The 15,797-nt window shown below is 55.5% G+C and carries 16 protein-coding genes; 10 read left to right on the top strand and 6 right to left on the bottom strand.

Annotated elements, in window-relative coordinates; all coding sequences use genetic code 11:
• Window positions 1-16 precede the first annotated feature (16 nt).
• Window positions 17-1,240 carry a phosphopentomutase gene (gene deoB / locus NL510_RS19915; RefSeq protein ID WP_253379601.1) on the top strand — a complete coding sequence of 408 codons (1,224 nt, stop codon included), beginning with the start codon at window positions 17-19 and terminating at the stop codon, window positions 1,238-1,240.
• Between the two features lie 82 nt (window positions 1,241-1,322).
• Window positions 1,323-2,045 (top strand): purine-nucleoside phosphorylase, encoded by a 723-nt coding sequence (gene deoD / locus NL510_RS19910; RefSeq protein ID WP_253379599.1) that lies wholly within the window; start codon window positions 1,323-1,325, stop codon window positions 2,043-2,045.
• Window positions 2,046-2,130: 85 nt separating this feature from the next.
• Here deoD and lplA read toward each other — a convergent pair whose 3' ends face one another.
• Window positions 2,131-3,147, bottom strand: coding sequence for a lipoate--protein ligase (gene lplA, locus NL510_RS19905; protein ID WP_253379592.1), 1,017 nt, complete (start codon window positions 3,145-3,147; stop codon window positions 2,131-2,133).
• A gap of 39 nt (window positions 3,148-3,186) precedes the next feature.
• Window positions 3,187-3,831, bottom strand: a complete 645-nt coding sequence (locus NL510_RS19900) for a YtjB family periplasmic protein (protein ID WP_253379590.1) — start codon at window positions 3,829-3,831, stop codon at window positions 3,187-3,189.
• Window positions 3,832-3,948: 117 nt separating this feature from the next.
• Here NL510_RS19900 and serB point away from each other — a divergent pair, with 117 nt between their 5' ends.
• Genes serB through nadR form a run of 3 tightly spaced genes read left to right on the top strand, consistent with a single transcriptional unit; the run spans window position 3,949 to window position 7,582 of the window.
• Window positions 3,949-4,917: a phosphoserine phosphatase gene (gene serB, locus NL510_RS19895; RefSeq protein WP_253379589.1), complete on the top strand. Its 969-nt coding sequence runs from the start codon at window positions 3,949-3,951 to the stop codon at window positions 4,915-4,917.
• Between the two features lie 11 nt (window positions 4,918-4,928).
• Window positions 4,929-6,314, top strand: a complete 1,386-nt coding sequence (gene radA / locus NL510_RS19890; RefSeq protein ID WP_253379588.1) for a DNA repair protein RadA — start codon at window positions 4,929-4,931, stop codon at window positions 6,312-6,314.
• A 35-nt stretch (window positions 6,315-6,349) separates the two neighbouring features.
• Complete coding sequence (gene nadR, locus NL510_RS19885; protein ID WP_253379587.1) at window positions 6,350-7,582, top strand: multifunctional transcriptional regulator/nicotinamide-nucleotide adenylyltransferase/ribosylnicotinamide kinase NadR; 1,233 nt, start codon at window positions 6,350-6,352, stop codon at window positions 7,580-7,582.
• Between the two features lie 180 nt (window positions 7,583-7,762).
• On the opposite strand, the gene ettA is transcribed toward nadR, so the two are convergent.
• Window positions 7,763-9,430, bottom strand: a complete 1,668-nt coding sequence (ettA, locus tag NL510_RS19880; protein ID WP_253379586.1) for an energy-dependent translational throttle protein EttA — start codon at window positions 9,428-9,430, stop codon at window positions 7,763-7,765.
• Between the two features lie 224 nt (window positions 9,431-9,654).
• On the opposite strand from ettA, the gene sltY reads away from it, so the two are divergent.
• A complete protein-coding gene (gene sltY / locus NL510_RS19875; RefSeq protein WP_253379584.1) occupies window positions 9,655-11,592 on the top strand; it encodes a murein transglycosylase in 1,938 nt (645 codons plus the stop codon).
• A 55-nt stretch (window positions 11,593-11,647) separates the two neighbouring features.
• Window positions 11,648-11,977, top strand: a complete 330-nt coding sequence (trpR, locus tag NL510_RS19870; protein WP_253379583.1) for a trp operon repressor — start codon at window positions 11,648-11,650, stop codon at window positions 11,975-11,977.
• Here the strand turns inward: trpR and yjjX are convergent.
• Window positions 11,968-12,483: an inosine/xanthosine triphosphatase gene (gene yjjX / locus NL510_RS19865; RefSeq protein ID WP_253379576.1), complete on the bottom strand. Its 516-nt coding sequence runs from the start codon at window positions 12,481-12,483 to the stop codon at window positions 11,968-11,970. The genes trpR and yjjX overlap by 10 nt on opposite strands.
• Before the next feature lie 49 nt (window positions 12,484-12,532).
• Here yjjX and gpmB point away from each other — a divergent pair, with 49 nt between their 5' ends.
• A complete protein-coding gene (gene gpmB, locus NL510_RS19860; protein WP_253379575.1) occupies window positions 12,533-13,180 on the top strand; it encodes a 2,3-diphosphoglycerate-dependent phosphoglycerate mutase GpmB in 648 nt (215 codons plus the stop codon).
• On the opposite strand, the gene robA is transcribed toward gpmB, so the two are convergent.
• The gene (robA, locus tag NL510_RS19855) at window positions 13,177-14,046 is read right to left on the bottom strand and encodes an MDR efflux pump AcrAB transcriptional activator RobA (protein ID WP_253379574.1); all 870 of its coding nucleotides are present in this window, start codon (window positions 14,044-14,046) and stop codon (window positions 13,177-13,179) included. The two genes, gpmB and robA, sit on opposite strands and share 4 nt — an antisense overlap.
• Before the next feature lie 211 nt (window positions 14,047-14,257).
• On the opposite strand from robA, the gene creA reads away from it, so the two are divergent.
• Complete coding sequence (creA, locus tag NL510_RS19850; protein WP_253379569.1) at window positions 14,258-14,731, top strand: protein CreA; 474 nt, start codon at window positions 14,258-14,260, stop codon at window positions 14,729-14,731.
• A 44-nt stretch (window positions 14,732-14,775) separates the two neighbouring features.
• Here the strand turns inward: creA and arcA are convergent, their stop codons facing one another.
• Complete coding sequence (gene arcA / locus NL510_RS19845; protein WP_253379567.1) at window positions 14,776-15,492, bottom strand: two-component system response regulator ArcA; 717 nt, start codon at window positions 15,490-15,492, stop codon at window positions 14,776-14,778.
• 95 nt (window positions 15,493-15,587) lie between these two features.
• On the opposite strand from arcA, the gene yjjY reads away from it, so the two are divergent.
• Window positions 15,588-15,728, top strand: coding sequence for a YjjY family protein (gene yjjY / locus NL510_RS19840; protein WP_001541509.1), 141 nt, complete (start codon window positions 15,588-15,590; stop codon window positions 15,726-15,728).
• The last annotated feature ends 69 nt before the right edge of the window (window positions 15,729-15,797 follow it).

Raw genomic sequence — 15,797 nt, 5'->3', positions numbered from 1 at the left:
CGTACAGAGAACAATTATGAAACGTGCATTTATTATGGTACTGGACTCATTCGGCATCGGCGCAACCGAAGATGCAGAACGTTTTGGTGACGTGGGTTCCGATACCATGGGTCACATCGCTGAAGCCTGTGCAAAAGGCGAAGCGGACAACGGTCGTAAAGGCCCTCTGACTCTGCCAAACCTGACCCGTCTCGGTCTTGTGAAAGCACACGAAGGTTCTACTGGCAAGCTTGCCGCCGGTATGGACGGCAACGCGGAAGTGGTGGGCGCATACGCCTGGGCTCACGAGCTCTCTTCCGGTAAAGATACCCCGTCCGGCCACTGGGAAATCGCCGGTGTGCCGGTTCTGTTCGACTGGGGATATTTCTCCGATCACCAGAACAGCTTCCCGCAGGAACTGCTGGATAAACTGGTTAAACGTGCCAAACTGCCGGGCTACCTCGGTAACTGCCACTCTTCCGGTACCGTGATACTGGATGAGCTGGGTGAAGAGCACATGAAAACCGGCAAGCCGATTTTCTATACCTCGGCTGACTCTGTGTTCCAGATTGCCTGCCACGAAGAGACCTATGGCCTTGATCAACTGTACGAGCTGTGCGAAATCGCCCGTGAAGAGCTGACCGAAGGCGGCTACAACATTGGTCGCGTGATCGCGCGTCCGTTTATTGGCGACAAAGCGGGTAACTTCCAGCGTACCGGCAACCGTCACGATCTGGCCGTTGAGCCACCGGCAGCCACCGTGCTGCAAAAACTGGTCGACGAGAAAGACGGTCAGGTGGTTTCCGTGGGTAAAATCGCCGATATCTACGCTAACTGCGGCATTACCAAAAAAGTGAAAGCCACCGGCCTGGATGCGCTGTTCGATGCCACCATCAAAGAGATGAAAGAGGCGGGCGATAAAACCATCGTCTTCACTAACTTCGTGGACTTCGACTCCTCCTGGGGCCACCGCCGCGATGTAGCAGGTTACGCTGCGGGTCTGGAGCTGTTCGACCGCCGCCTGCCTGAGCTGATGGCACTGGTGGGGGAAGATGACATTTTGATCCTCACCGCGGATCATGGCTGTGACCCAACCTGGACCGGTACCGACCACACCCGCGAGCATATTCCGGTGCTGGTGTATGGCCCGAAAGTGAAACCGGGGTCGCTTGGTCACCGTGACACCTTCGCGGATATCGGCCAGACCATTGCGAAGTACTTTGGTACGTCCGATATGGAATATGGCAAGGCCATGTTCTAAACACATTGGGTGCGGCCTGATGCCCTCACCCCAGCCCTCTCCTGCCGGGAGAGGGAGAATTTTATATGAAAAGGAACTGAAGATGGCAACTCCTCACATTAATGCAGAAATGGGTGATTTCGCTGACGTGGTATTGATGCCTGGCGACCCGCTGCGTGCGAAGCACATTGCAGAAACCTTCCTTGAAGACGTGCGTGAAGTGAACAACGTTCGCGGTATGCTGGGCTTCACGGGTACCTACAAAGGCCGCAAAATCTCCGTTATGGGTCACGGTATGGGTATTCCATCCTGCTCCATCTACACCAAAGAGCTGATCACCGATTTCGGCGTGAAGAAAATCATCCGTGTAGGCTCCTGCGGCGCGGTACGCATGGACGTTAAACTGCGTGACGTGGTGATCGGTATGGGTGCCTGCACCGATTCCAAAGTCAACCGTATGCGTTTCAAAGACCACGACTTCGCGGCGATTGCCGACTTTGGCATGGTACGTAACGCGGTTGACGCGGCAAAAGCGCTGGGCGTAGATGCCCGTGTGGGTAACATCTTCTCTGTGGATCTGTTCTATGCCCCGGACGGCGGCGAGATGTTCGACGTAATGGAAAAATACGGCATTCTGGGCGTAGAAATGGAAGCGGCAGGCATCTACGGCGTTGCGGCTGAGTTTGGCGCTAAAGCGCTGACCATCTGCACCGTGTCTGACCACATCCGTACGCATGAGCAGACCACTGCAGCCGAGCGTCAGACCACCTTCAACGACATGATTAAAATCGCGCTGGAATCCGTTCTGCTGGGCGATAAAGAGTAAGAACTGTTGTGCCGGGTGGCGGCTTCGCCTGACCCGGCCTACGGTTTTGTAGGCCCGCTAAGCGCTGCGCCAGCGGGCTTTTATACTAGCGCACGGCCTGTGCAATCCACGCCGACAGCTCCCGCAGCTCTTTTTCCTGCTCGGGGAAATCCCCGAGCAATGCGTCGCATTCCTGCTGCAGCATATCCGCCCGATACAAACAGCCCTGCAAACGTGCCGCGAGGGCCTCCAGCGGCGCCGGGTTCAGACTGTCCGTAAATACCTGCGTGCGGGTGATGTGGCCTTTCTCCACGTCAACGTGCAGCTCAACGCCGCCCCAGGTGAAGCGTTCGTCCAGCAGGTGCGAGAATGAAGGCGCCTGACCAAAGTTCCATTCCCAGCTGCTCTGGCGGGCGAAGGTTTCCGCGAAGTTGGGCAGATCCGGTGTCTTATCCGGGGAGATTACTTCCGCGTCCACGCGCTCGCCATAGTGGGCAAAGAACGCCTCGCGGACGGCATGGCAGATTTGCTCATGTGTAATGCCCGGCAGCAGCTCCACCAGATTCGCCACGCGGCCGCGCACGGAGGTGATCCCCTTGGCCTGCAGCTTTTTCTTGTCCGGGTTGAGGTAGTTAGCCAGACGGCTCAGGTCGGCATTCAGCAGCAATGTGCCGTGGTGGAATCCGCGGTCCCTCGTTTCGCGATAGGCTGAGCCCGACACTTTGCGGTCACCGTCAGGCGTTTTCACCACCAGGTCATTACGGCCTGAGGCTTCTGCCGTGACGCCGAGCGAATTCAGCGCGTTGAGCACAATTGAGGTAGAGATGGTTTTATCGTACTCCGGTTTAGCCGCCATAAAGGTGAAGCAGGTATTTCCGAGATCGTGAAACACCGCTCCGCCGCCGCTGCTGCGGCGCGCGAGGCGGACGTTGTCCTCTTCCATGCGCCGGGTATTGCACTCTTTCCACGGGTTTTGCGCGCGGCCAATCACCACCGTGTCGGCGTTGCGCCAGAGAAACAGTACGCGCTGCGTGGCGGGCATCTGGCGGAAGATGCACTCTTCCACCGCGAGATTAAACCAGGGATTGTAAGAGTCAGAGATAAGCAGGCGTAACGTCGTCATGGCAGAGTTCCTTTTCCGAATCGTTCGCCTACTTTATCACTATTCTTTCTTCTCGCTCTCTTCGTCTTCGGGAACCGACTTGCTGGCGGTCAGCAGGAACGGTGACTGCTGCCAGCGGGTGCGTTTGCCCTGCAGCAGGGTACGCGCCAGGACGACGCCCAATGCCAGTGAGAGCAGCAGCATCAGGCGCAGAATATTGGTGGTATTATCGACCTGCTTGGCTTCGGTTGGCAGGGTATGCGTGTCGAGCGTCAGGCGCAAATACCCCAGCGGGCCATTCTTACCCGGAATAGGTTCGACGATCTGCTGGTTGAAATAGCCCCCGGCTTTTTTGCCGTCCAGCGCCAGCCTGTCACGCACCTCGACGTGCTCGCCCGCACGGGCTATCAGGTCACCCTGTACGTCGTAGACACCCGCATCCAGAATGCGGCTGTTCTCCGTTAACAGGCGCAGGATCTGGCCTATCCGCTTATCGTCCGGCGTTTCGGTCAGCATGGACGGAGCCACGTTGAACGTCACCTGACGCGCCAGCGTGCGTGCCAGCTCTTCAAATTGTGGGTTACGTTGCCGTTGATGGTTCTGGCTAAACCATGATGCCCCTTGCATCAGCACCACTAAAAGTGCGAGACAGATAAGAACAATCACGGCACGATGAAGCCGGAATTTCAGTTTTGCGCGAGCCATATTCCACCTGCTGAAAAATTACGGCTTAATGTTGCCAGAAGTGATGGTTACAGGGTAGCCTCATGCGTTATTTTCCCTCTGGAACCTTCCGGCGCGAACGAAATTACAGGAGCTTCAATGCCAAACATTACCTGGTGTGACCTGCCAACGGATGTCTCTTTATGGCCAGGATTGCCGCTCTCTTTAAGTGGTGATGAGGTGATGCCTCTGGATTACCACGCTGGCCGAAGCGGCTGGCTGCTGTACGGACGCGGCCTGGATAAGCACCAGTTGACTCAATACCAGACCAAACTGGGTGCGGCGATGGTGATTGTTGCCGCCTGGTGCGTGGAAGATTACCAGGTTATTCGCCTGGCGGGCTCCTTAACCCTGCGTGCCACGCGCCTGGCGCACGACGCCGGGCTGGACGTGGCTCCGCTCGGCAAAATCCCGCATCTGAAAACGCCCGGGCTTCTGGTCATGGACATGGACTCCACCGCCATCCAGGTTGAGTGTATCGACGAAATCGCTAAACTGGCGGGCAGCGGTGAGCTGGTGGCAGAGGTCACGGAACGCACGATGCGCGGCGAGCTGGATTTCACCGCCAGCCTTCGTCAGCGCGTAGCAACGCTAAAAGGCGCCGACGCGAACATTTTGCGTCAGGTTCGCGATGAATTACCGCTGATGCCCGGGCTGACACAGCTGGTATTAAAGCTACAGACGCTGGGCTGGAAAGTGGCGATAGCCTCCGGAGGGTTCACCTTCTTCGCCGAGTACCTGCGTGACAAGCTGCGTCTGACCACCGTGGTGGCGAACGAACTGGAAATCATGGACGGTAAGCTCACCGGTCAGGTGATTGGCGATATCGTGGATGCGCAGTACAAAGCCAACACGTTAACCCGTCTGGCGCAGGAGTATGACATCCCCGTCGCGCAGACCGTGGCCATCGGCGACGGTGCTAACGATCTGCCGATGATCGGCGTAGCCGGTCTTGGCATTGCCTATCATGCCAAGCCAAAAGTCAATGAAAAGACGGAAGTCACTGTCCGTCATGCTGATCTGATGGGGGTGTTCTGCATTCTCTCCGGCAGCATCAATCAGAAATAACGAGGTAAACCGTGGTGAAAGCTCCAAAACGCGCATTTGTCTGTAATGAATGTGGTGCGGATTATCCGCGCTGGCAGGGGCAGTGTAGCGCCTGTCATGCCTGGAACACTATCACGGAAGTGCGTGGTGTGGCGGCTTCGCCGAGCGTGGCCCGTAATGAGCGCCTGAGCGGGTATGCGTGCAACGCCGGGGTGTCGAAGGTACAAAAGCTTTCGGACATCAGTCTGGAAGAGCTGCCGCGTTTTTCCACTGGATTCAAAGAGTTTGACCGCGTACTCGGTGGCGGCGTGGTGCCGGGCAGCGCGATCCTCATCGGCGGTAATCCGGGGGCGGGAAAATCGACGTTACTGCTGCAAACGCTCTGCAGGCTCGCCGAGCAGATGAAAACCCTCTACGTCACGGGGGAAGAGTCGCTCCAGCAGGTGGCGATGCGTGCGCACCGTCTTGGCCTGCCGACGGGCAACCTCAATATGCTCTCGGAAACCAGCATTGAGCAAATATGCATGATCGCCGAAGAAGAGCAGCCGAAGCTGATGGTGATCGACTCCATCCAGGTCATGCACATGGCGGACATTCAATCCTCGCCGGGCAGCGTGGCGCAGGTGCGTGAAACGGCCGCCTATCTTACGCGCTTTGCCAAAACCCGTGGCGTGGCGATAGTGATGGTGGGCCACGTCACCAAAGACGGCTCACTGGCGGGGCCGAAGGTGCTTGAGCACTGTATCGACTGCTCCGTGATGCTCGATGGCGATGCGGATTCCCGGTTCCGCACCCTGCGCAGCCATAAAAACCGTTTTGGCGCGGTAAATGAACTGGGCGTCTTTGCCATGACCGAACAGGGGTTGCGTGAAGTCAGCAATCCGTCGGCTATCTTCCTCAGCCGTGGGGATGAAGTGACCTCCGGCAGCTCGGTGATGGTGCTATGGGAAGGGACGCGTCCGCTGCTGGTCGAGATTCAGGCGCTGGTGGATGTCTCAATGATGGGTAACCCGCGGCGCGTGGCAGTGGGGCTGGAGCAAAACCGTCTGGCGATCCTGCTTGCCGTACTGCACCGTCATGGCGGCCTGCAAATGGCGGATCAGGATGTCTTCGTCAACGTGGTGGGTGGCGTTAAGGTCTCGGAAACCAGTGCTGACCTGGCGCTGCTGCTGGCGATGGTCTCCAGCCTGCGCGACAGGCCGTTACCGCAGGACCTGGTCGTCTTTGGCGAGGTGGGGCTGGCCGGGGAGATCCGTCCGGTGCCAAGCGGGCAGGAGCGTATTTCCGAGGCGGCGAAACACGGTTTCCGCCGGGCAATTGTTCCCGCCGCTAATGTGCCGAAAAAAATCCCGGAAGGGATGCAGGTATTTGGCGTAAAAAAACTCGCAGATGCGTTAAATGTCTTTGACGACTTATAATTACGTATTCGATTTTGCAGGAGGCACCGTAATTTATGTCATCATTTGACTACATCAAGACCGCAATCCGCCAGAAAGGCTGCACGCTACAGCAGGTAGCTGATGCCAGCGGCATGACCAAAGGCTATCTTAGCCAACTGCTGAACGCCAAAATCAAAAGCCCGAGCGCGCAGAAGCTGGAAGCACTACACCGCTTTCTGGGGCTTGAATTTCCGCGTCTGCAAAAGAACATCGGCGTGGTGTTCGGCAAATTTTATCCGCTGCATACCGGGCATATCTATCTGATCCAGCGGGCCTGTAGCCAGGTCGACGAGCTGCACATCATTATGGGATATGACGAAACGCGTGATCGTCAGTTGTTTGAAGACAGCGCCATGTCGCAGCAGCCGACGGTGTCCGACCGTCTACGCTGGCTGCTACAGACCTTTAAATACCAGAAAAACATCCGAATTCATGCTTTTAATGAAGAGGGCATGGAGCCGTATCCGCACGGCTGGGACGTGTGGAGCAACGGCGTGAAAACCTTTATGGAAGTGAAGGGCATCGCCCCGAACTGGATCTACACCTCTGAAGAGTCCGATGCGCCGCAGTTCCGCGAGCACCTGGGCATAGAACCCGTGCTGATCGATCCAAAACGCACCTTTATGAACATTAGCGGGGGGCAAATTCGCGAAAACCCGTCCCGCTACTGGGATTACATTCCGACCGAAGTAAAACCGTTCTTTGTCCGTACGGTGGCGATCCTCGGCGGCGAATCGAGCGGAAAATCGACGCTGGTCAACAAGCTGGCCAATATCTTCAATACCACCAGCGCGTGGGAGTATGGGCGTGATTACGTTCTGTCTCACCTCGGCGGCGATGAGATGGCGTTGCAGTATTCTGACTACGATAAAATCGCACTCGGACATGCGCAGTACATTGATTTTGCAGTAAAATACGCTAATAAAGTCGCGTTTATCGATACCGATTTTGTGACGACTCAGGCGTTTTGTAAAAAGTACGAAGGACGTGAGCACCCGTTTGTGCAGGCGTTGATAGATGAATACCGCTTCGACCTCGTTATCCTGCTGGAAAATAATACCCCCTGGGTAGCCGATGGGATGCGCAGCCTCGGCAGCTCTGTGAACAGAAAAGAGTTCCAGACCATGCTGGTGGAGATGCTGAATGAGAACCACATTGATTTCGTCCATGTGGAAGAGTCGGACTACGATTCCCGTTTCCTGCGCTGCGTCGAGCTGGTGAAGGAGATGATGGGGGAGCAGGGATAACCGTTCCCCTGCACGTTAACGCTCCGTTTAAGCCGCTTCAGCTGAATTCGCCTGCGCTATATCGAGTTGTGATGCAGTTTGATGAAGTGAAATGGTTTTACGTGGAGGAGTGACGTGTGCGGCCTGATGCCCAAGAGGGTACAAAAATAAATTACGGCAACCTGAGTTGCCGTTGTGCTTTTATTTTGCAATACGCTTGTACTTAATACGCTTCGGCTCCAGCGCGTCAGCGCCCAGCGTGCGTTTCTTGTACTCTTCGTATTCGGTAAAGTTACCTTCGAAGAACTCCACTTTACCTTCATCCTGGTAGTCCAGAATGTGGGTGGCGATACGGTCCAGGAACCAACGGTCGTGCGAGATAACCATGGCGCAGCCCGGGAACTCCAGCAGTGCGTTTTCCAGCGCGCGCAGGGTTTCGATGTCCAGGTCGTTGGTGGGTTCATCGAGCAGCAGAACGTTACCGCCGACCTGCAGCAGTTTCGCCAGGTGCAGACGACCACGCTCACCACCGGACAGCTCGCCGACGCGTTTACCCTGGTCGGTGCCTTTGAAGTTAAAGCGACCCACGTAGGCACGGCTTGGCATTTCGGTGTTGCCGATACGCATGATATCCAGACCGCCAGAGACTTCTTCCCACACGGTTTTGCTGTTATCCATCGCGTCACGGAACTGGTCAACGGAGGCCAGCTTCACGGTCTCACCCAGGGTGATAGAGCCGCTGTCAGGCTGTTCCTGACCGGACATCATGCGGAACAGTGTGGATTTACCCGCGCCGTTCGGACCAATGATACCCACGATGGCGCCTTTCGGTACGGAGAAGCTCAGGTCGTCAATCAGCAGGCGATCGCCATAAGACTTACGCAGGTTGCTCACTTCAACAACTTTATCCCCCAGACGTGCTCCAGGTGGAATAAACAGTTCGTTGGTTTCGTTACGCTTCTGGTATTCGGTATTGTTCAGCTCTTCAAAGCGTGCCAGACGGGCTTTACCCTTGGACTGACGGCCCTTAGCGCCCTGACGAACCCACTCCAGCTCTTTCTCAATGGATTTACGGCGAGCCGCTTCCTGAGAGGCTTCCTGCGCCAGACGCTGATCTTTCTGCTCCAGCCAGGAGGAGTAGTTACCTTCCCACGGAATACCTTCACCGCGGTCCAGCTCCAGGATCCAGCCAGCGACGTTGTCGAGGAAGTAACGGTCGTGGGTAATCGCCACCACGGTCCCTTCGAAGTCGTGCAGGAAGCGCTCCAGCCAGGCCACGGATTCTGCATCCAGGTGGTTCGTCGGCTCGTCGAGCAGCAGCATGTCCGGTTTTTCCAGCAGCAGGCGGCACAGTGCCACGCGGCGGCGTTCACCCCCGGAGAGCTTCTCAACTTTTGCATCCCAGTCTGGCAGACGCAGAGCGTCCGCCGCACGCTCCAGTTGCACGTTCAGGTTGTGACCATCGTGCGCCTGGATTATCTCTTCAAACTTACCTTGCTGAGCGGCCAGCTTGTCGAAGTCCGCATCCGGTTCGGCGTATTTGGCATACACTTCATCTAGGCCTTTCAGCGCATTAACCACGTCGGCAACCGCTTCTTCAACAGATTCGCGAACGGTATGTTCCGGGTTCAACTGAGGTTCCTGCGGCAGGTAACCAATCTTGATGCCGGGCTGCGGACGGGCTTCACCTTCGATGTCTGTATCAATCCCGGCCATGATGCGCAGCAGGGTGGATTTACCGGCACCGTTGAGACCCAGGACACCGATTTTTGCGCCGGGGAAGAAGCTCAGCGAGATATTTTTAAGAATATGACGTTTCGGCGGAACCACTTTGCCGACACGATGCATGGTATAAACGAATTGAGCCACGTGGACTTCGCCTCTTTTATCGTTGAGTTTGGAATTCAGCCTCGAAGTGTAGCCTTTTTCACGGCCTAATCCCAGCCAGGAACGTCAGGAGTGTTAAAACGCGCCAAAATGGTAAAAAAGTGTTCACGACGTGGCGCGTTGTTGGATGCCTGGTTAGCATAAGTTGATGAGATTTTGACGCGGCAAGACGCTGCAATTGATAAAAAAAACAATGAGGAGAGCTTGTGGGAAAAGCCAAACAGGTGGTCTGGCGTCTGCTGGCTGCCAGCGTATGCGTAATGGCGGTGAGCAAGGTGGTGCAGGCCGATTCACTGGATGAACAACGCCATCGCTACGCCCAAATTAAACAGGCGTGGGACCGCAAGCAGATGGATACTGTGCAGTCGCTGATGCCGACGCTAAAGGATTATCCGCTCTATCCGTACCTTGAGTATCGCCAGATCACCGACGATCTCATGAACCAACCAACGGTAACCGTGAATAACTTTATTCAGGCGAACCCAACCCTGCCGCCCGCGCGCAGCTTAAAATCCCGTTTTGTGAATGAACTGGCGCGACGCGAAGACTGGCGCGGGCTGTTGGCTTTTAGCCCGGAAAAACCGGGCAACACCGAGGCGCAATGTCACTATTACTACGCCAAATGGGCCACCGGTCAGCAGGATGAGGCCTGGGCAGGGGCGAAAGCGCTGTGGCTGACGGGGAAAAGCCAGCCGAACGCCTGTGATCCACTCTTTGGCGCGTGGCGCGCCTCCGGTAAGCAAGATCCGCTGGCGTATCTTGAGCGCATCCGGCTGGCGATGAAAGCCGGGAACACGCGTCTGGTGACCGCTCTGGCGGGACAAATGCCGGCGGACTATCAGACCATTTCTACGGCGATAATCGGGCTGGCGAACGATCCGAATTCGATCATGACCTTTGTCCGCAGTACCGGAGCCACCGACTTTACCCGTCAGATGGCGGCGGTCGCGTTTACCCGCGTGGCGCGTAGCGATGTTGAAAACGCGCGGTTGATGATCCCTCAGTTGGTGCAGGCGCAACAGCTCAATGAAGAACAGACCCAGGAGCTACGCGACACCGTGGCGTGGCGACTGATGGGGACAGATATTACCGACGAGCAGGCCCGCTGGCGTGACGACGCAATAATGCGTTCACATTCCACGTCGCTTGTGGAGCGCCGCGTGCGCATGGCGCTCGGCACGGGGGATCGTCATGGGCTCAATACCTGGCTTGCACGCCTGCCCATGGATGCCAAAGAGAAAGACGAATGGCGTTACTGGCAGGCCGACCTGCTGCTCGAGCGGGGTCGTGATGATGAAGCGAAAGAGATCCTCCATGCCCTGATGCAGCAGCGTGGGTTCTACCCAATGGTCGCTGCACAGCGGTTGGGTGAGGAGTACACCTTGCGCATCGACAAAGCGCCAGCCAACGCGAGTCCGACGCTAACGCAAGGGCCAGAGATGGCGCGCGTACGGGAACTGATGTACTGGAACCTGGATAACACCGCGCGCAGCGAGTGGGCGAATCTGGTGACCAGCCGCACGACCGATGAAAAAGCGCAGCTTGCCCGCTATGCCTTTGATAACCGCTGGTGGGATCTGAGCGTACAGGCCACGATCGCCGGTAAGCTTTGGGATCATCTTGAAGAACGTTTCCCGCTGGCGTACAGCGATCTGTTTAATCGCTACACCCGCAGCAAAGAGATCCCGAAAAGTTACGCAATGGCGATCGCCCGTCAGGAGAGTGCCTGGAACCCGAAAGTCCGTTCTCCGGTGGGGGCCAGCGGCCTGATGCAGATTATGCCAGGTACTGCGACGCACACGGTGAAGATGTTTGACATTCCGGGATATAGCAACCCTTCGCAACTGCTGGATCCGGATACCAATATTAACATCGGCACCCACTACCTGGAGTACGTCTACCAGCAGTTCGACAATAACCGTATCTTCTCTTCCGCGGCGTATAACGCAGGCCCGGGGCGTGTGCGCACATGGCTTGGTAACAGCGCGGGGCGTATCGACGCGGTGGCGTTTGTCGAAAGCATTCCGTTCTCAGAAACGCGTGGCTACGTGAAGAACGTGCTGGCGTATGACGTCTACTATCGCCACTTCATGGGGCAAAAAGATACCCTGTTGAGCGATGCCGAGTGGCAGAGACGTTACTGATCGGCGTGGGTTGTGTTATGCTGTACTCGTTAATGAGTACAAGAGGCGGCATAACATGACCCAGCATTCCCCGTATTCCTCGGCGATGGCCGAACAACGCAACCAGGAGTGGCTTCGTTTTGTGGCGTTACTCCGCCAGTCATATGACCAGGATCTGCATCTCCCCTTGCTGCAACTGATGCTGACCCCCGACGAGCGTGAAGCGCTGGGCACGCGGGTGCGGATAATCGAAGAGTTGCTGCGCGGAGAGATGAGCCAGCGCGAGCTGAAAAATGAGCTGGGCGCGGGTATCGCCACGATCACCCGCGGATCAAATAGCCTGAAGTCTGCGCCGGTCGAGTTGCGTCAGTGGCTGGAATCTGTGCTGTTGGGCGCTCAACGGTAAATCGCGTTATGGAACGGGCTTAACGCCAGGATCACCGCCTGGTGGTAAACGCCTGAGCGCGTCAGCCTGCCAGCAGTAAATACGCCAATGGCTCCCTCTTTACGGCCAATCTCATCAATACCGGTGTACTGCGACATCACCGGCCCGAGCGCTTCACCTGCACGAACTTTGTCCAGAACGATCTCCGGCAGGGGCAGCGTCGCGGATCGTGCCTCGCCACGCTGGTCGCAGCGTTCAATCACCACCCAGCTAAAAGTTGCCCCTTCGTCGATACCCGCTTCGATGGCGACCCAAAATTCCGCGCCCGGTGCGGCAGCTTTCGCGTTCGCCACGCGATTTCGTGCCCCGGCACGTGTTTCCTCGCTTCCAAACGGCTGTTCAGGAACACCGCTGTCGACGCCGATGGCCTCGATATGGCAGGATCCTTCGCCGAAGATCTCTTCAAATGCCTTTAGAATTGCCTGAATTTTGGCAGGATTAGTGGTAGCAGCGACAACCTGGTGCATAATTAGACCTAACTTTAAAAATTTCATCGCAGTATAACGGAAAAAAAGCATGTTACAGGTTTACCTTGTTCGCCACGGTGAAACGCACTGGAACGCCGAGCGACGTATTCAAGGCCAGTCGGACAGTCCTCTTACAGAAAAGGGGGTGCAGCAAGCGTGGCAGGTGGCGGAACGCGCCAGAACGCTCGGCATCACTCATGTTATCACCAGCGATCTCGGTCGCACCCAGCAGACGGCACGCATTATCGCCGATGCCTGCGGCTGTGATATCACGCTTGAACCACGGCTGCGCGAGCTGGATATGGGCGTGCTGGAGCGGCGTCCTATCGACACGCTAACCGAAGCGGAAGAGGGCTGGCGTCGCACCCTGGTCAACGGTACTGAAGATGGCCGTATTCCTGAAGGTGAATCCATGCTGGAGCTGAGCGCGCGTATGCATGCCGCGCTGGCAGAGTGTCTGAACCTTCCGGCGGGGAGCCGTCCGCTGCTGGTCAGCCACGGTATCGCGCTGGGCTGTCTGGTCAGTACTATTCTGGGTCTGCCGGCTTACGCTGAGCGCCGTTTACGCCTGCGCAACTGCTCAATTTCCCGTATTGATTATCAGGAAAGCGCGTGGCTGGCGTCGGGTTGGGTGGTGGAGATGGCAGGAGACATTTCGCATCTTGATGCCCCTGCGCTGGACGAACTGCAGCGTTAACGACGTATCGGAATTAAGAATTCCATACGCAAATCGATTGGGCGTTCTTCCGGCTTAACATTGCTCACCGGGTAGTAACGCTCAATGTCCTGACCTTTACGACGGTTCAGGTTCAGCATCGGCATGCAGGTTCCGTAAACGGTCAGGATAAACTCCTGCACCCCCGTTCCCAGCCCTTCGTAGGTGAACATCACGTACTCACCGCCTCCCAGCAGGACCGGTTTTGAACCCTGAATATAGCCATTGGCCAGCTCTGGCGTTAACGCGGTGGTGTAGAACACCTCCTGCTCATCGTCTTTTTCCTGGCTTGGATGCGTTTCGTTAAGACCATACAGGATCGGCGGAATAGCCGGAGCATGGCTGAGGAAATCGCGCCAGAACTGGACGCGCATTTGATGGCGGAACTCGGAGATCTGCTCCAGAGAGCAGGAGTAACTCTGTGTTGTGCCCACCAGATGGGTATCAGGCAGGGTGATGATTTCATACTTCGGCATGGCAAATTCGCCCAGACGCAGCGGCGGACGCATACCGAATGAGCTCCAGTCTGGCGAGCGGCGATAAAGCGCTGGCGTCAACGAGAACTGCTTTTTAAAGGCGCGCGTAAAGGTTTGCTGCGAATCGAAACGATACTGCAGGGCAATATCCAGAATAGGGCGCGCGGTCAGACGCAATGCCACAGCAGATTTTGATAAACGACGCGCGCGGATATAAGCACCGATAGCATGACCGGTGACATCCTTGAACATCCTTTGCAGATGCCACTTGGAATAGCCTGCTTTAGCCGCAACATTGTCCAGTGACAAAGGCTGGTCCAGATGACCTTCCAGCCAGATTAGCAGGTCGCGAATAATTCCAGCCTGATCCATATACTATCCTCATCCTTAAAACAGCAGGTGCCTGATAACAGGTTAGCGGATAATAGCATTTTTTGACGTTTTAGCATTCAGTGTTTTTTTTGCGCATTAATGCCTTTTGACCCATATTTATGGCAAATATATTCTAATCCTGTGATCTTGCTACATTTTTATCTAAAGTGTTGAATAATCGCACAATGCAATTTTAAAGAATGGTAACAATATGAAATACAAGACATTGATCTTTACCGCTGTCGTGCTGTTGGCTGGACGTGGCGCGCAGGCAGAACAGATTGGTTCTGTCGATACCGTGTTCAAAATGTTTGGCCCGGACCATAAAATTGTGGTGGAAGCATTCGACGACCCGGATGTGAAAAACGTTACTTGCTACGTTAGCCGGGCGAAAACGGGGGGGATTAAAGGTGGGCTGGGGCTGGCTGAAGATACCTCCGATGCCGCAATATCCTGTCAGCAGGTCGGCCCGGTTGAACTGAGTGACAAAATTAAAAACGGTAAGGCGCAGGGGGATGTTGTGTTCCAGAAACGTACTTCGCTGGTGTTCAAAAAACTGCAGGTGGTGCGTTTCTACGATGCCAAACGTAATACTTTGGCCTACCTTGCCTATTCCGACAAAGTGGTGGATGGCTCGCCTAAAAACGCAATAAGCGCAGTACCAATTATGCCGTGGCATAAGTAAAAAAAACGGCGCGATGCGCCGTTTTTTAATGCGTTACGTGCGGATTATTCCTGCAGGTCACCGCAGAAACGGTAACCTTCGCCATGTATTGTGGCGATGATTTCCGGCGTATCAGCCGTAGATTCGAAGTGCTTACGAATGCGACGGATGGTTACGTCCACGGTGCGGTCATGAGGCTTCAGCTCGCGACCGGTCATTTTCTTCAGCAGTTCTGCACGGGACTGAATTTTGCCCGGGTTTTCACAGAAGTGCAGCATCGCGCGAAACTCACTGCGCGGCAGTTTATACTGCTCACCGTTAGGGCTAATCAGCGAACGGCTGTTGATATCAAGTTCCCAGCCGTTGAATTTGTAGCTGTCTACGCTACGACGCTCTTCGCTGACCGTACCCAGGTTCATGGTGCGGGACAGCAGATTGCGGGCACGAATGGTTAACTCGCGAGGATTAAACGGTTTGGTGATGTAATCATCCGCGCCAATTTCCAGGCCAAGAATTTTATCAACTTCGTTGTCACGGCCCGTCAAGAACATTAACGCCACATTCGCCTGTTCACGCAGCTCGCGTGCCAGAAGAAGGCCGTTTTTGCCCGGCAGGTTGATATCCATAATGACCAGGTTGATATCATTTTCAGAAAGGATCTGATGCATCTCTGCGCCATCGGTCGCTTCAAAGACATCGTAGCCTTCTGCTTCGAAAATGCTCTTTAACGTGTTGCGTGTTACCAACTCGTCTTCAACGATAAGAATGTGCGGGGTCTGCATGTTTGCTACCTAAATTGCCAACTAAATCGAAACAGGAAGTACAAAAGTCCCTGACCTGCCTGATGCATGTTGCAAATTAACATGACCGGCCTAACGTGACTAAAGTACGTAATTGCGTTCTTGATGCACTTTCCATCAACGTCAACAACATCATTAGCTTGGTCGTGGGCACTTTCCCTTTGGACCCGACAGTGTCAAAAACGGCTGTCATCCTAACCATTTTAACAGCAACATAACAGGCTAAGTGACACCGGACACCCAATAAAACTACGCTTCGTTGACATATATCAAGTTCAATTGTAGCA

It is taken from the genome of unidentified bacterial endosymbiont, assembly GCF_918797525.1.
Taxonomy (GTDB): Bacteria; Pseudomonadota; Gammaproteobacteria; order Enterobacterales; family Enterobacteriaceae; genus Enterobacter.
Note: the sequence above shows the minus strand (reverse complement) of the source record. Positions and strands in the feature narration are given on the sequence as shown.

Excerpts from the sequence above, each read along its gene's own strand:
- robA (WP_253379574.1), bottom strand. The coding sequence starts at position 14,046 with ATGGATCAGGCTGGAATTATTCGCGACCTGCTAATCTGGCTGGAAGGT.
- yjjX (WP_253379576.1), bottom strand. The coding sequence starts at position 12,483 with ATGCACCAGGTTGTCGCTGCTACCACTAATCCTGCCAAAATTCAGGCA.
- NL510_RS19900 (WP_253379590.1), bottom strand. The coding sequence starts at position 3,831 with ATGGCTCGCGCAAAACTGAAATTCCGGCTTCATCGTGCCGTGATTGTT.
- arcA (WP_253379567.1), bottom strand. The coding sequence starts at position 15,492 with ATGCAGACCCCGCACATTCTTATCGTTGAAGACGAGTTGGTAACACGC.
- deoD (WP_253379599.1), top strand. The coding sequence starts at position 1,323 with ATGGCAACTCCTCACATTAATGCAGAAATGGGTGATTTCGCTGACGTG.
- creA (WP_253379569.1), top strand. The coding sequence starts at position 14,258 with ATGAAATACAAGACATTGATCTTTACCGCTGTCGTGCTGTTGGCTGGA.
- lplA (WP_253379592.1), bottom strand. The coding sequence starts at position 3,147 with ATGACGACGTTACGCCTGCTTATCTCTGACTCTTACAATCCCTGGTTT.
- serB (WP_253379589.1), top strand. The coding sequence starts at position 3,949 with ATGCCAAACATTACCTGGTGTGACCTGCCAACGGATGTCTCTTTATGG.
- deoB (WP_253379601.1), top strand. The coding sequence starts at position 17 with ATGAAACGTGCATTTATTATGGTACTGGACTCATTCGGCATCGGCGCA.
- gpmB (WP_253379575.1), top strand. The coding sequence starts at position 12,533 with ATGTTACAGGTTTACCTTGTTCGCCACGGTGAAACGCACTGGAACGCC.
- nadR (WP_253379587.1), top strand. The coding sequence starts at position 6,350 with ATGTCATCATTTGACTACATCAAGACCGCAATCCGCCAGAAAGGCTGC.
- trpR (WP_253379583.1), top strand. The coding sequence starts at position 11,648 with ATGACCCAGCATTCCCCGTATTCCTCGGCGATGGCCGAACAACGCAAC.